The organism is Actinoplanes sp. HUAS TT8, from assembly GCF_051380535.1.
Taxonomy (GTDB): domain Bacteria; phylum Actinomycetota; class Actinomycetes; order Mycobacteriales; family Micromonosporaceae; genus Actinoplanes.
The window spans coordinates 9,921,708-9,935,774 of record NZ_CP195646.1; the positions used below are offsets into that span (position 1 = coordinate 9,921,708).

Here is a 14,067-nt window from a genome sequence, read left to right on the forward strand (position 1 = left end):
CCGCTACCGCCCGTAACCTCGCATTCGTCGTGTCATTTTTCATCTGATCTGTCGTGGCGGAACGAAAGGGGTGAGGGTGCCGACCTCGGTGCTCCTCGCCGTCCTCGCCGCGGCCGGGCTGCTCGCCCTCGCCCCGGCGCTCGTTCGCCGGTACGACGCCACCGAGCGCCTCGCCGCGGAACGGGCGTCGTCCACGGCGCGGGTGCTCCAACGCCAGCGCCGTCGACGGACCGTGCCCGGACGCCGACCGATCAACACCGGCCGACGCGTCACGGTTACGCTGCCCGCCCCAACGAGTGAACCTGACGCCCCGAAACCCCAGCGCCGCCTCCGCCTGGTCACCGGCCGCCGTCCCCAGCGTCGCGTTCCGCAACGCCGCGGCACCCCGGCGGTCGTCCGCCGCCGCCGCGTCTTCGCCGCGCTGCTGCTGCTCAACCTGATCGAACTGGTCGGCGTCCTGGCCGTCGGCCCCGGCTTCTGGATCAGCTTCGCGGTCACCGGCTCACTCCTCGGCCTCTACCTGGTCCACCTGCGCAATCGCGCCCTGGTCGACCGCCGCCGCCGGCGCGTCCAGGCCCGCGAGGCGGCCTGGCTGGCCGCCCGCCAGGCCGAGGTCCGCCGCGAACAGGCCCGCCGGGCCGCCGCCCGCCGCGAGGCCCAACGTCGACTCGCCGCCCAGAAAGAAGCGGTCCGGCGCGCGGCCATGGGCCTCGACCGCGAACCGTCCGACCTCCCGGTCGCCGCCAACGGCGGCTCGGTGTCCTACCGCCGTCGCGGCGGCCTGCGCGGACGCCCCTACGAGGCCGGCGGCCGCCACCACACCGCCTGAAGATCAAATTCTTCATTGCCCCGGTCCGCGGTGGTCCAGATCGTCGCTCCCGCGGGGACCCTTCCGGGCCTCGCAGGGCGCTGGCGCGCCCAGAACGCGAGACCCTCCAGGGCGACGTGGTCGGGTGGTTGCGGTCAGAGCAACAAACCCGTCAACGGCCGGGGCGCGGTCTCCACCGTCGCCAGGGGAGGGGCGGTTCGCGGGGGTGACGGGGGACCTGTTAACCTTTCGGAGGTTCCACGGTGAAGGCCTCACCGGGGGACTGACCAGGGGCTGTGGCGCAGTCTGGTAGCGCACCTCGTTCGCATCGAGGGGGTCTGGGGTTCAAATCCCCACAGCTCCACCCATGCCTGATCTGGCCAGCGGAAACGCTGGCCATTGATCGTTAGGCCCAATTCCGGCACAACTCAGAGCAGGATCAGGTTTTTACCGCCTCCCTGACGCCGGTCCTCAGCGGCCAGCAGACCGGTACCGATGACGTTGCGTCGGCGGTCCTTCTTCGGCCACCAGTGCACGTAGGTCTCCAGCGTGATCCTGAGGCTGGAGTGGCGTAGCGCGTTCTGCACGTCGGTCGGGTCGAGGTTGGCCGCGATCAATGCTGTGGCGAAGTAGTGGCGCAGTGAGTGGAAGGTTCCCTCTAGGGGCCAGCCCGCTGACTTGCGCCATCCCGCCCAGAGCTTTGACCACGCCTGATCATGAAACGGTCGGCCGTAGTCGTCGGTGAACAGCAGCTCGGCGACGCGCCGGGCCGCAGGCTTGCCCGGATCCGGTGTTCCCCGAGTGATGTCGGGTAGGTCGACAGAGACGGGCGGGAACCGCCGGACGTGTTCGGCGATAGCGGCTGCAACCGTGTCGTCTAGATCGACGTCACCGATCGATCCGGATTTCGGTGGTGCCAGGTAGAAGCCGCCGTAGACGGTCTTGTGAAACCGCAGTTGTTGAACGACGTGGACCTGCTGATGTTCGGAGTCGATGCAGCGCGACCCGCTTTCGGTGCCGAGGACTTCACCGAGGCGCATTCCCTCCCCTGCTCCGAGCCAGATGGCAGCGCGATAGCGGGGCGGAACGGCGTGCAGTAGGGCAAGGACGTCTTCAGTGGTGGGCACCCACTTCGGGGCGCGGGAGAAGCCGCGAAGGATCGCGGAGATGCGGACGGCTCGACAGGGGTTGTCGGCGATGACTTTGTCGACCACTGCGGCGTTCAGAATGGTGTTCAGCACATCGAAATAGGTCTTGATCGAGGACTGCGCGGCTTCCGCATCTATCAGTTTGGCGACCCATTCGAGGAGATCGGTGACGTTGATCGCTCGGATGGGGCGGTCGCCGAAGTAGGGGTAGTGGTGATGACGGAGCCGCGAATCGAGGTGCCGTTGGTAGTCGAGAGCCTGGCTGACCTTCCGGGAGTGCCGCCAGCGTTCGGCGTACTCGCGATAGGTGACGCGTCGCTCGGCTTGGTCGAGGCGGGTTTCCGGTGCGCGACCGGTGCGGGCATCGAGATCGAAGACGTCGGCATCGGCCTTGCGCTCGAACAGCCGTTCCCTGGGTAGGCCGTTGGCGTCTTCGTAGCGGCAGCGCCAGCGTTTGCCCCTGCCGTGCCGCTTGGACTTGAGGCGCTCGTTGTTGGGGCCGCGTTTGGTCAAGTACCAAAGGTCGTCTACGGGCATGGTCAGGCCACCTGGCTCCGGAACCATGCGCGGACGTCTGCCGGGTCGTAGAGGAGGTGTCGACCGGGCTTTGCGGCGGGAGGCCCTTTCCGGCGGTGCCGCCACTGGTAAAGGGTGCCGACCGAGGTCCGGAGGAATGCCGCCGTCTCCTCGACAGTCCACAGTTCGGCGTCGAGGCGATCCTTAGCCGGTTCGGTCTGTATGTGGGCCATGTCCGTATCTCCTTCGGATGTAGCGAAAGGGAAAACGGATCGAGCCGCGCTTGGTCGGCGATCAGGATGCGGTACCTGCAGCAGGCAGGGGCGGTACGAGCGGTGCGTTCTATGCGGCTTGCGCGGGCAGGTCGCGGAATGGCGAGCCCCGCTCGTGAGCGAGTTCTTCGCGGCCGGTGTTGCGTCGCTCGCGGGCCATGGCGGCGGCGGTGTTGGCGAGGAGGGCGTCGCCGAGGGTGTGCCAGCCGACTCCGGCGAAGCCGAGGATGCCGACAGTCAGGGCGTCGCCGTTGCTGTCGGCGTCGAGCGGGCCAGCATCGTGGGTGTTGTGGTCGAGTTCGGTGGTGCGGCGGTAGGTGATGCGGGCGGCGCGGAGGGCACCGAAGGTGGTGGAGTAGCGGCGGGCTTTGGTGAGGAAGTGGCCGCCGAAGCCGAGCATGTGTGCCCAGCGGCGGAGCCGCGCATACGGGCTCGCGTCGGCCGTGATCGCCGGTGGGGTGTCAAGGTTGCCTTGACGCTGGGTCGGTTTCCGGATCGGCCGGCCAAGTTGCCAGCAGGCGGCGATGAGCCGGTCGGTATGGCCGCCTACAGGGTTGATCCGGTCCTCGGTGTCGGCGGTGATCCGGGTCGACTGGTAGCCGGTGGCCTCGGTGCCCTTGGTGGCGTATTTAGCCAGGTAGGCGGCGGCTTGGGCGTCGGAGACGTCGCCGGTGCCGGACAGCCGCAGCGGTCGTAGGTCGAGACCTTTGTCGGGGTCGCCCCAGGCGATGGGCCAGCCGTCGGGCTGGTCGGGGTGGGGTGGGGCGGTCTCCGTGGTGACGGTGCCTGCATGGTGGAGGGCGGCGATCAGGTCGTCGACGGTGAGCCCGGCTGGGGGCGGGGCGACGGCGTCGGGGTCGTGGGGGTCGATGCCGTCGAGGCGGACCAGGGCGTGGAAGTGCACGGCTCCGCGTCGTTGCATCTCGGCGGCTTTGCCGTGGGAGAGCCGGATCGGCGCGATGGTCCGCGGTGAGCCGTTGGGCCCGATGACCCGGTGTCCGGGGATGCCGCGCTGGCGGCAGAGGCGTTTGAGGTAGCGCAGGGCGTTCTGGGTGGTGCGGTGCCAGAGTTTGCCGGTGAACAGGTTCCAGACGGCTTGGTGCTGGTGGTCGTAGCAGTCGAGGCAGAACGGCTGCCCGAGCTGGGGATCGTCGGGGTCGTGGCGTTTCCAGCAGACGGGGGTGACGTCGTGCTCGCAGGCCGAGGTGCTGCGGCGGGCGTGACAGGGTTCGGGGCGGCAGTCGCAGCGGCGCCGGTCGCGGCAGGTGTGCCGTTTGACGTGCCGGGTGTGCACCGGGCCGAACGACGGGGCGGTGAAGGTCGCAAACACGGCCGGGTGCCGAGCGACGGTGTCCGGGACGCCTTTGCCGCCGACAAGGCCGGAGCGCAGGAGTTGGAAGGCGTCTGCCTGGTAAGTGGCGGCGCAGGAGGGGCAGATCGAGTGGCGGCGGTTGCCGCACACCTTGTAGATCGCCGCGTCGGGCATGTCGTCGGTGTGCCGCTCGCTCAGCAGACGACCGGTAGCGGGCTCGATGGTGGCGACGATGCCGGACAGCCGGATCGGGCGGGAACATCCGGCAGCGGCCGAGACATGGTTTAGCCAGCTGAAGTAGTCGCCGGTTCCGGCTCGGGCGAGGGCTTGGCCGGTGGCGGTGTAGTCCGGTGGTGGCGGTGTCCAGGAAGATTTCCCGTTGAGCGGCTGGCTGGCTAGCGGCTTGGCGGGAAGTTTTGCGGTGGGGTTGCCGGTGACCCCGGCCCGCTGCGCAGTGAAGGCGGGGGCCGGGGATACCAGGCTGAGGTCAGCGGCCACAGGCCGCCTCGCTCTGCGGACAGGTGCCCTCACCGAGGAGGGCGTAGGGGTGGCGGAAGGCGTACTCGATGAGCACGGCGTACCGCTCGGGGATAGGTTCGCGGTGTTGTTCCCAGAGGAACAGGTACCGCAGCAGCTCGTAGGTTTTCGGCAGGGTGATCCCGGCCGCGTGGGCGAGGACTTCGATGCGGCCGATGAGCTGCAGGGGTTGCCAGCCGAAGGCGAGCCGACGGCGGTGGCAGGGGTGCAGTGTGGTGGCGGTCATGTGGTGGCCGCCGTGATCAGGATGTCGACGTTGACGTCGAGGACGCGGGCCAGTTCAGTGAGGACCGCGAGGTTGGTGCACGGCCGGACGCCGCGTTCGACCTGGGACAGCCAGGACTCGGAACGGCCGAGCAGAGCGGCGCAGGTGACTTGGTTGAGTCCGCGCCGCAGGCGAAATCGGCGGATGAGCCGGCCGATGGACGGCTGCGGCCTGGCCGCAGCAGGGGTGATCGGGTTCCGGGAAGCCGAACGCCGAATCGGCGTAGCGGCGGGACGGGTCGCCGGGACGACGGTGGCCGCCGCAGCGGCCGGGGTGCCGGATGCGGTTGTTCCGAGCTGCCGCGCGGTGGCGGAGTGCTCGTACCAGGAGAGGAGGGCCAGCGGCAGGCCCGGCCGGGTTGTGGTGGTGGTCATCAGGCCACCGCCTGGGTGCCGAACTGGTCGGCGAGGGTGTCGACCGTGAGTGGGTCGAAGTGGTGCCGGGTGGCATAGAGCCGGACGACGCGGGCAGCGGGTTCGGTGAAGTCCCACCGAACGGAGTCCGGGCAGAACCGGGTGATGGTCTCTTTGTCGCCCCGCAGGGCGGCGTACTCGATGACATCCGCGACGGCGCGGAGGGTGTCGCGTCCGATCTGCCGGGCGACCGGGGTGACGGTGTGGACCAGCCGGGAAATCCCGTTGGTCGTGGACATGACGTCGTCGTAGTACCGGACGTAGCCGGAGGCGTAGATGGCTACGCGCAGTTCCCAGATGCTCAGGTGAGCGAGGTCGAACGGTGCGGAGTGCGGGACGGGGACAGGCCGGAAATCAGCGTGGGTGATGGGCGGGCCGAAGCTCGCGGGCGCGGTCGTCGAAGGGGTCGACGCATCCGACTCCTGCCAAGGAGAGGACGGCAGGGCCGGTGCGGGTGACAGATGACCCGAGGCGGGACGCGCGGACACAGGGGTACGCTGAGCAGGCATCGTTTTGGTCCTTTCGCGAGAGACCGATGCACCTGGCCTCGACGGAGTTGCACCTCCGTCGGGGCTTTCTTGCGCCTTACGATGTCGAACTTGTTGGGTTGTACCAACAAGTCATGTGTAGCAGGCCACTGCGCGGGGGGTCAATGGGTTGTTAGCCTGTCGGTACAAGTAGGCGAGGTGCTTATGTCTCTCAATCCGGCCGACACGCGGCCGCTCTACCAGCAGCTTGCATCGCTGCTCCGAGACCAAATCCGTACTGGCGAGCTGCAGCCTGGGGCGAGAATGCCCACTGAAGGCGAGCTGTCACAACGCCTGTCCACCAGTCGCAACACGGTCCGACTCGCGATCGATGTGCTGAAGAAGGAGGGCTTGGTCGTCTCTCATCAGGGGCGCGGCAGCTTCGTGCGAACCGAACCTCCGCTGCGGTACTACGCGTCGTTGACCGGTTCACGTAGCCGGCGGCTTGAGGCGCAGCGAAGGAAAGACACCTTCACGCAACAAGTCGAGGCTCAAGGCAAGCAGGCACGCCAGGTCAGCACCGTGGAAGTGATCGCGGCCACGGCTGAGATCGCGCGTCACCTCTCGGTGGGCGAGGGAGTATCCGTTGCCGTGCGACGTCGAATCATGTTTGCGGATGACCAACCGTTGCAGCTTGGGGACAGCTACTACCCGCTGCATATCGTCGAGAACAGCAAGATCATGGACGACGCAGATGTCGTCGAGGGCACGGACCAAGTGCTTGAAGACCTGGGTCACACTCCGAGCTGGTACGAGGACGAAATTACCTGGCGCATGCCTACTGCCGAAGAGGCAACGAAGCTGCACCTGAGTACTGGAATTCCGGTCGGTCGACTCGTACGAACAACGCTCGACCAGGACAACAATCCAATTGAGGTCTACGAGGTTATCCTCCCTGGAGATCGGCACGTTCTCCTGTATGAGGTGGATGCCAAGTGAACATCCAGCCCGTTGTCCTCACCGGCAAGGTCGTTCGCTTGGAGCCCTTGGGGCTCCAACACGTTGGAGATCTAGCCATCGCTGCCGACCATGACGAGATATGGACCTATCTCGATGAACCGACCCCTGGCACGCCTGCTGCCATGCAAAGGCTCATTCAGGATGCCCTAGATGAGCAGGGGCGAGGCGTCCGGATTCCCTTTGCCATTATCGATGTTACGACTGGCAGAGCCGTTGGGAGCACCAGCTACATCGACATCCGGCCGCGCGATCGGGCGGTAGAAATTGGCTGGACCTGGATGACGCCGAGCCAATGGCGCACGGGTTCCAATGCCGCCGCAAAATTACTCTTGCTGAGGCATGCGTTCGAAAGCCAGAACGCTGGGCGGGTGGCTATCAAGACGGACCTACGGAACGTCAGGTCGCAGAAGGCCATCGAACGCCTAGGCGCTACGCGAGAAGGCGTCTGGCGCAACCACCGGATTCTGAGCGATGGAAGCTACCGCCACACGGTGTACTACAGCGTAATTGACTCGGAATGGCCCACCGTGCAAGACCGGATCGTAGAACTAACCGCCCGTTACGGGGTAAACGCAAACGAGTAAGCCCCCGGTCGGCTGCCGCTGATCGTGTGCAAACTTTCTGTACGTCTTCAAGGCGGCCCGAAACGGGCCGCTCACGCCGCCGCCTGGGCGTCGTGGTCGCCCCTGGCAAGCCGGGCGGGGCGACCACGCCATCGCCCGTCGGCTGGCGTGCAGGGCGGACAATCGTGGGCCGCCGTGACGTCAGACGGCGGAGAGGACAGATAGAGAGGTAGGGCGGTCGGCAGCCGACCGGCGCGGCCTGGTCGACGCGGCCGAGCTGCCCGCGCCAGGCGGTAGCGCGGGTGGCCGGCCGTCGGATGCCGGGGGCGGCGGCGCGCATGGTGTCCGGGCCGCCCCTCCGTCGTCAAGGGCGCTTCGCGTCGCAAGCGACGGCCACAAACCGGCCGCCCCTGACGCCGGAGCCTCTGCGGCCCTCGCGGCCAGAGGGTCAAGCGGCAGGCCGGTGGCCTGCCCGCAGGAGGGCGCACGCCGCCGCCCCCGTCACCGACTCTGCGCATCGCAACCTGGTGTCAAGGTTGTATTGACACCGAAGATCGCGGCGGATGGCCTTGAAGTAGAAGTTGCCAGCCCTCGTTGGGGGCGAGAACGGCCTAAGCCGCCCCGCCCCGTCCGGCCGATGGGACTTGAACCCACAACCCCCGACTTAGCAGGTCGGCGCTCTAACCGGTTGAGCTACGACGGATCCGACGCTACCTGTTCAACAAGATCACCTGGCACAGATCCGGCACAACAGAGACCGAAAGCCAGTATCAAACGATGTAAGTCGATGAAAGTGTATGGGCAGCTCAGGGGTGCGGTACGTCCAAGTCTGTCGTATCTCCGCAGGCCGTAGGGTCTATGGGGTTCAAATCCCCACAGCTCCACCAAAAATCAGTGCCCTCAGTTCGCGTCAATCGCGAACCGGGGGCATTTCTTCATTCCCGCCCCGACCCACACGTGCCCGCTCCCACCGGAGACGCGCGACGTGATGGGCCGCGCCGCCGCGTCGGCTTGACCAAGCGGGCCGCTGGCCGGTGCCGTGCGGCGCGGCTGGACCTCGCGCCAGCCGCGGCCTTGCGTCGGCCCCGGCCCGTGAGCCGCGGCCTTGCGTCGGCCCCGGCCCGTGAGCCGCGGCCTTGCGTCGGCCCCGGCCCGTGAGCCGCGGCCTTGCGTCGGCCCCGGCCCGTGAGCCGCGGCCTTGCGTCGGGCCCGGCCCGTGGGGCGCGGCCTTGCGTCGGCTCGGCGGGCAGGCGCGGTGCCGGGTTCTTGGCTGGTGCTCAGGGCTGTAAAAACGGGCGGGAACGACCGTGAGCGCCAGCCGGCGGGCGGGGGCGCGGCTGGGGCTGGTGTGGCGGCGGCCTCGCGTGGGCCGAGCCGTAGGGCTGGGGTGGGTGGTGGGGCTGTGGGTGGGTTTGTTGCTTTGAGCGTGACCAGCCGACCACGTCGCCCTGGAGGGGGTCGTGTTTTGGGCGCGCCAGCGCCCTGCGGCCCCCGCAAGGGTCCCCGCGGGAGCGACGGTCTGTACCCCGGCGGAGATAGGCAATGAAGATCTTGAGGGTTTATGGGCGATGTAGGTGGAAGCTGGCGATTTCTTCGACGCGGGAGCGGAAGATTCCGGCGCGTTGTTCTATCGCCAGGGGGTGGCCGGTCGGCTCCAGCTCGATGTATGGGGGCTGGCCGACCGGGCGGGTGTGGACCATGGTTTTGAGGTTGAGCGTGGTGGGCTCGTAGCCGTCGATCGTGTTGGCGAGCCAGCCGAAGTACGGGGGTTCGGTCTCGCGGCCGGGCTGTTCCCAGACGTCGACCGCGCGGGTGAAGTTCGGGCGGCTCAGGGACACCCACATGCTGTAGGTGAAGATGTCGCCGGTGTCCCAGACCGGGAGTTCGATCAGGCCGCGGATGAAGAACCGCTCGCCGGTGATCACGCACAGGTCGGAGTCGAGCAGGCAACTCTCGTCCTCGGACATCTCCGGGAGCCAGACGTCCGGGGACTGCGCGGCGAAGCTCAGCGGGGGGCCGCCGTGTGTCGAGCCGCACGTGCCGCACGCGAACTCGTCGGTGTTCATGGGCGCGAAGCATACGGCGATGACCTGAAGTGATCATCGGCACGCCGGGCAAAGTCACACTCGGACTGTGCGGGATTTGGGCGAAATGTGAAGGTGGCTACTTTTGCGTGGTACCTCTGAAGCGAGTCTCGGAGGTGACCGCAATGAAAGCACCCCTGCCCGACAACGAGATCGAGCGGCTGGCCGCGCTCTACTCGCTCGACATCCTGGACAGCCCACCGGAGAAGGACTTCGACGACATCGTCGCGCTGGCCGCCGGCGTTTGTGAGACGCCCGTGTCCATGGTCAGCCTGGTCGACGCGGATCGGCAGTGGGCCAAGGCCAGGACCGGCTCGGATCTCGCCGAGACGTCCCGCGACCTGTCCTTCTGCGCCCACGCGATCCTCGGCCGCGATCTGCTGATGGTTCCCGACGCGCGGGAGGACCTGAGGTTCGCCGACAACCCGGCGGTGACCGCTTCCGACGGCATCCGGTTCTATGCCGGGGCGCCGCTGATGACCACCGACGGGTTCGCGCTCGGCACGCTCTGCGTGATGGACACCGAGCCGCGGCGGCTGGCCATGGAACAGCAGCAGGCGCTGCGCGCGCTGGCCCGGCAGGTGACCGCGCAGCTGGAGTTGCGGCGGTACGCGTATGCGCTGGCCAACACCACGGCCCGGCTGCAGGAGCTGGAGCGGCGCAAGGACGATCTGGCCGGGCTGGTCGGCGGGGAGCTGCGGTCGTCGCTGCGGCTGATGTCGTCGTACCTGGAGAACCTCGGCAACACCGGCTACCACGACGCCGAACTGGGGGACCTGGTCGGCCGGGCCGCCGCCGCGCACTGCCGCGGGTTCCGGGAACTGATCGACCACCTGACCCAGATGGCCGAGGCCGGGCTGGGCGGGGACAGCCTGCACATGCGGCAGTGCGACCTGACCCGGGTGACGCAGCGGGCCGTGGAGGCGGTCCGCCCGATCGCGGCCAGCAAGCACATCTGGATCCTGAACCAGGCCGGCGGGCCGTCGCTGCCGATCATCGCCGACCCGGTACGGCTCGAACAGGTGCTGACGCATCTGCTGTTCGCGGCCGTGAAGTACACGCCGGAGGGCGGCCGGGTGCGGGTCGGCACCGAGATGGAGTCCGGCCCGACCGTGCGGCTGGACGACATGGACCTGCCCGACGGGATGCGCCCGGACCTGTTCCCGCACCTGTACTACGGGGCGATCGCCAACCCGGCCGACGTGCCCGGACCGGACCGGGGGCTGGCCGTCGCCAAGCGGATCCTGGACGCCCACCACGCGACGGTGGCGCTCTCCGACCGGCCCGGGGACGGGACGTCGCTGCACGTGGTCTTCCCGTACGCCGACATGACCCCGGACGAACTGCTCCGGGACCTGGCCGTGGCCTAGAAAGAGGCCCGCGGCCCACCGGCTGCAGTCGGTGGGCCGCGGGACCGGCCTGGCTAGTCCCGGGACGCCCGGGACGGCACGGCCGGGGTGGTCGGCGGCGCGACCGCCCGCCCGACCGGCTGCTGCTGCCGGGGCACCTCGGCCTTGGTCGGCGGCCAGCTGTCCACGACCGGGGCCACCGGCTCGACGACCGGCGGGAGCACCGGTTCAGGCGGTGGGGCCGGCTGGGCGGTCAGCCCGGTGCGGTTCAGCTTGTGCCAGCGCAACCGGCCGCCGGTCATCGCCGTGGTGGCCGACTGGATCAGCACGAGGTACATCAGCTGCCGGTACGCGAACTGCTGCAACGGCAACCGCCAGAGCGGCTTGAGCGACTCCCGGTCGAAGCGGAACGCGACCGCGGCGGTGAACAGCTGCAACGCCAGCATGCCGAGCCAGGCGATGAGCGTCTCCCGGAGCTCCCAGAAGACCAGGCCGTAGACGAGCATGACGTCGACGACCGGGGCGAGCATCGGCAGCGCCACCCCGAACAGCGCGAGGAACGGCAGGCCGACCCGGCCGAAGCGCCCGGACGGGCCCTTGTCGAACAGCGCCCGGCGGTGCTTCCACATCGCCTGCATGGTCCCGTAACTCCACCGGTACCGCTGGCGGTAGAGCTGCTCCAGCGTTGTCGGCGCCTCGGTCCAGGCCTTGGCGTGCTCCTCGTAGACGACCCGCCAGCCCTCCCGGCACATCGCCATGGTGACGTCGGTGTCCTCGGCCAGCGTCTCGTCGCTGACCCCGCCGACCTTGGTCAGGGCCTCGCGGCGGAACGCGCCGATCGCCCCGGGCACGGTCGGCATGCAGTTCAGCGTCTCGTACAGGCGGCGGTCCAGGTTGAAGCCGATCACGTACTCGATGTGCTGCCAGGTCGCGACCATGCTGGACCGGTTGCCGACCTTCACGTTGCCGGCGACCGCGCCGACCGTCGGGTCGGCGAACGGCTGCACCAACCGGCGGATCGAGTCCTCCTCGAAGATCGTGTCGCCGTCGACGGTCACGATCAGGTCGTGCCGGGCCAGCGCGATCCCGGTGTTGAGGGCGTTCGGCTTGCCGCCGTTGGGCACCCGGACCACCCGGACGTTGCGCAGGTGCAGGCTCTCCACGATGTCGGCGGTGCCGTCGGTGGAACCGTCGTCGACGACCACCACCTCGATCTGCGGGTAGTCGCCGAGGGCCAGCGAGCGCACGGCCGCCTCGATGCCCTCCTTCTCGTTGTAGGCGGGCACGATCACCGACACCGGATCGGTCACCGGGGGACCCCAGCTCCAGCTCTTCTTGCGCCGCTGCCGGGCGTGCCGGGTGGCGAGGAGCAACAACAGGGCGGTACGGCCGATGGTCAGCAGACCGACCACGACGAACAGCGCGGCGACGACCGTGACGAGACCGTCGGCCAGCCGTACCGTCCAGATCAGCCCGGCGCCGCGCCACACGTCGCCCCGGGCGGCCGGCGGGTTCTCCGGCAGGGTCGGGATGACCGTGGCGCTCTCCGGGGCGCGGCCGGCCTTGACGTCGGCCGCCTGCTCCTCGATGCCCAGGTTCAGACCCTCGGTGACGGTGGTGAACCGGTATCCGCGGGCCTTCATCATCGGGATGAACTTCCCCAGGGCCCGTACGGTCTGAGCGCGGTCGCCCCCGGAGTCGTGGAACAGGATGATGGCCGAGCTCTGGCCGGCCGGCATGGCGTTGCGGATGATCTGGTCGACGCCCGGCCGCTGCCAGTCCTCGCTGTCCAGGTCGTTGACGACGACCAGGTAGCCGGCCTGTCCGGCCTCCTTGACGATTTTCCAGTTGGCCTCGTCGATCGCCTCGGACTTGGACGAGTACGGGAAGCGGGCCAGGTTGGTGTGCACGCCGGTGGCCCGGGCGATGGCCGTCTGGTTCTGGGAAAGCTCCAGGTGCCGCCGCCACGGGGCGAGCAGCTGCATGTTCGGGTGGGTGAACGTGTGCAGGCCCAGTTCGTTGCCGTCGGCGACGATGTCCTTGGCCAGCGCCGGGTGCCGGGCGACCTGGGAGCCGACGACGAAGAACGTGCCGTGCGCGTCGTTCTCCCGCAGCACCTCCAGGACCTTCGGGGTCCACTCCGGGTCGGGCCCGTCGTCGAAGGTGAGCGCGATGGTGCGGTCCGGCAGCCGGCTGGTGCTCTCCTGCCCGCCGGTGGTGTTGATGATCGGCCCCCCGCCGCGGATCGACAACGGCACCCCGGACTGGTCGCCGACCTCGGTCTCCTTGTGGTCGGCGGTGAACTCGGAGTTGATGTACGCCTGCACCACGAGCACACCGACGAAGAGCGCGAGCAGCAGCGAGGCGAGCATCACCCGGGGGCGGGGCAGGATGCGCCGGCGGCTGCGCCCGCGGTTACGGCTCACGCCGGTTCCCCGGAGGAGGACGGCGCCGGTGAGCCCGTGTCGGCCGGGTCGTCACCGAGCGGGCCGCTCGCCTCCGGCTGGATCTTGGTGGTGCCGGTCGACACGGGCGGCGCGGGCGGGGCCGGCGCCACCACCGGGTCGGCCGGCTTGGTGGTGGTCGGGTCGGCGGCCGGGGTCGTGGTCGTCGACTCGGTGGGCTTGGTCGTGGTGACGGCCGGCGTCGGGGTCGGCTTGGTCGTCGGCGCCTTGGTGGCCGGTGGCGTCGTGGCCTTGGCCGGTACGGGCTTGGTGGTCGCGGCCGGTTTCGCGGTCACGGTGACCGTGGGACGGGCGGCCGGCCGGGCCGGGTTGACCGTCGACTCCACCGGCGGTGCGGTGGCCGGGGCGCTCGTCGGGTTCACCGCCGGGGCCGGGTTGGGCCGGGGCGGCGCCGGATCGGCCTTCTCGTCGTCGTCCATCCCGGGCAGCGGTAGCACGGCGCTGGAACTCACCGGGCCGCCGGCCAGGCTGACGCTGACCAGCCCGCCGTAGGAGACGACGAGGATGCCGAACCCCAGGGCGATCCGGCGGAGCATGCGGCTCCGCCGACCGGTGGAGTCGACGAACACCGGGGCCGGCGTCGCAACGGCGATCACTTCCGTGTCCGGAATTCGCTGGTCGGCGGTCTTCTGGTGTTGGGTCTCCTGCGTTGTCACGCGGCGAGCTTAAGAACATTTATCGCGATCTTGGCGCTTGTCACCTATAAGGGTGATGGCCGACTGATGCGGCTAAAAGGGACGAAAGGGTGACCCGGGGAATTTGACCCGGTGGCGTGGGCGGTGTCCCTGGCGGCGGTCGATCCGCTGAGCTGCAGTGCGGTCGCGGGCCCGAATACGTTACGCCAGATT

Annotated in this window: 13 protein-coding genes and 2 tRNA genes; 5 read left to right on the forward strand and 10 right to left on the reverse strand. The window is 68.8% G+C overall.

The features are described 5' to 3' along the window. The first annotated feature begins 70 nt into the window (after positions 1-70). On the forward strand, positions 71-829 hold the full coding sequence (sepX, locus tag ACSHV8_RS44285) for a divisome protein SepX/GlpR (protein WP_436526182.1): 759 nt from the start codon (positions 71-73) through the stop codon (positions 827-829). Between the two features lie 269 nt (positions 830-1,098). Further along, positions 1,099-1,172: transfer RNA gene (locus ACSHV8_RS44290), tRNA-Ala, on the forward strand. A gap of 64 nt (positions 1,173-1,236) precedes the next feature. Here ACSHV8_RS44290 and ACSHV8_RS44295 read toward each other — a convergent pair. From ACSHV8_RS44295 to ACSHV8_RS44320, 6 genes are all read right to left on the reverse strand, one after another. Then, on the reverse strand, positions 1,237-2,493 hold the full coding sequence (locus ACSHV8_RS44295) for a tyrosine-type recombinase/integrase (RefSeq protein WP_436526184.1): 1,257 nt from the start codon (positions 2,491-2,493) through the stop codon (positions 1,237-1,239). 2 nt (positions 2,494-2,495) lie between these two features. Continuing rightward, entirely contained in the window at positions 2,496-2,705 is a 210-nt protein-coding gene (locus ACSHV8_RS44300) for a helix-turn-helix domain-containing protein (protein WP_436526186.1), read from the reverse strand. 109 nt (positions 2,706-2,814) lie between these two features. Next, positions 2,815-4,554: a replication initiator gene (locus ACSHV8_RS44305; protein ID WP_436526188.1), complete on the reverse strand. Its 1,740-nt coding sequence runs from the start codon at positions 4,552-4,554 to the stop codon at positions 2,815-2,817. Next, positions 4,544-4,819, reverse strand: coding sequence for a hypothetical protein (locus ACSHV8_RS44310; protein WP_436526190.1), 276 nt, complete (start codon positions 4,817-4,819; stop codon positions 4,544-4,546). The genes ACSHV8_RS44305 and ACSHV8_RS44310 overlap by 11 nt, the downstream gene beginning before the upstream one ends. After that, on the reverse strand, positions 4,816-5,232 hold the full coding sequence (locus ACSHV8_RS44315) for a helix-turn-helix domain-containing protein (protein WP_436526192.1): 417 nt from the start codon (positions 5,230-5,232) through the stop codon (positions 4,816-4,818). The genes ACSHV8_RS44310 and ACSHV8_RS44315 overlap by 4 nt, the downstream gene beginning before the upstream one ends. After that, positions 5,232-5,759 carry a hypothetical protein gene (locus ACSHV8_RS44320; protein ID WP_436526194.1) on the reverse strand — a complete coding sequence of 176 codons (528 nt, stop codon included), beginning with the start codon at positions 5,757-5,759 and terminating at the stop codon, positions 5,232-5,234. Before ACSHV8_RS44320 ends, ACSHV8_RS44315 begins: the two co-directional genes overlap by 1 nt. A gap of 204 nt (positions 5,760-5,963) precedes the next feature. Here ACSHV8_RS44320 and ACSHV8_RS44325 point away from each other — a divergent pair, with 204 nt between their 5' ends. After that, entirely contained in the window at positions 5,964-6,737 is a 774-nt protein-coding gene (locus tag ACSHV8_RS44325; protein WP_436526196.1) for a GntR family transcriptional regulator, read from the forward strand. After that, a complete protein-coding gene (locus ACSHV8_RS44330; RefSeq protein WP_436526198.1) occupies positions 6,734-7,342 on the forward strand; it encodes a GNAT family N-acetyltransferase in 609 nt (202 codons plus the stop codon). Before ACSHV8_RS44325 ends, ACSHV8_RS44330 begins: the two co-directional genes overlap by 4 nt. 608 nt (positions 7,343-7,950) lie before the next feature. On the opposite strand, the gene ACSHV8_RS44335 is transcribed toward ACSHV8_RS44330, so the two are convergent. Then, positions 7,951-8,023 (reverse strand) — tRNA-Ser (locus tag ACSHV8_RS44335). Positions 8,024-8,880: 857 nt separating this feature from the next. Next, complete coding sequence (locus ACSHV8_RS44340) at positions 8,881-9,387, reverse strand: DUF2199 domain-containing protein (protein ID WP_436526200.1); 507 nt, start codon at positions 9,385-9,387, stop codon at positions 8,881-8,883. 143 nt (positions 9,388-9,530) lie between these two features. Between ACSHV8_RS44340 and ACSHV8_RS44345 the strand changes: the two genes are divergently transcribed. After that, positions 9,531-10,775: a GAF domain-containing sensor histidine kinase gene (locus tag ACSHV8_RS44345; RefSeq protein WP_436526202.1), complete on the forward strand. Its 1,245-nt coding sequence runs from the start codon at positions 9,531-9,533 to the stop codon at positions 10,773-10,775. A 53-nt stretch (positions 10,776-10,828) separates the two neighbouring features. Here the strand turns inward: ACSHV8_RS44345 and ACSHV8_RS44350 are convergent, their stop codons facing one another. Beyond that, positions 10,829-13,126, reverse strand: a complete 2,298-nt coding sequence (locus ACSHV8_RS44350; protein ID WP_436537233.1) for a bifunctional polysaccharide deacetylase/glycosyltransferase family 2 protein — start codon at positions 13,124-13,126, stop codon at positions 10,829-10,831. A 50-nt stretch (positions 13,127-13,176) separates the two neighbouring features. Next, on the reverse strand, positions 13,177-13,875 hold the full coding sequence (locus tag ACSHV8_RS44355) for a hypothetical protein (protein WP_436526204.1): 699 nt from the start codon (positions 13,873-13,875) through the stop codon (positions 13,177-13,179). Positions 13,876-14,067 lie beyond the last annotated feature (192 nt).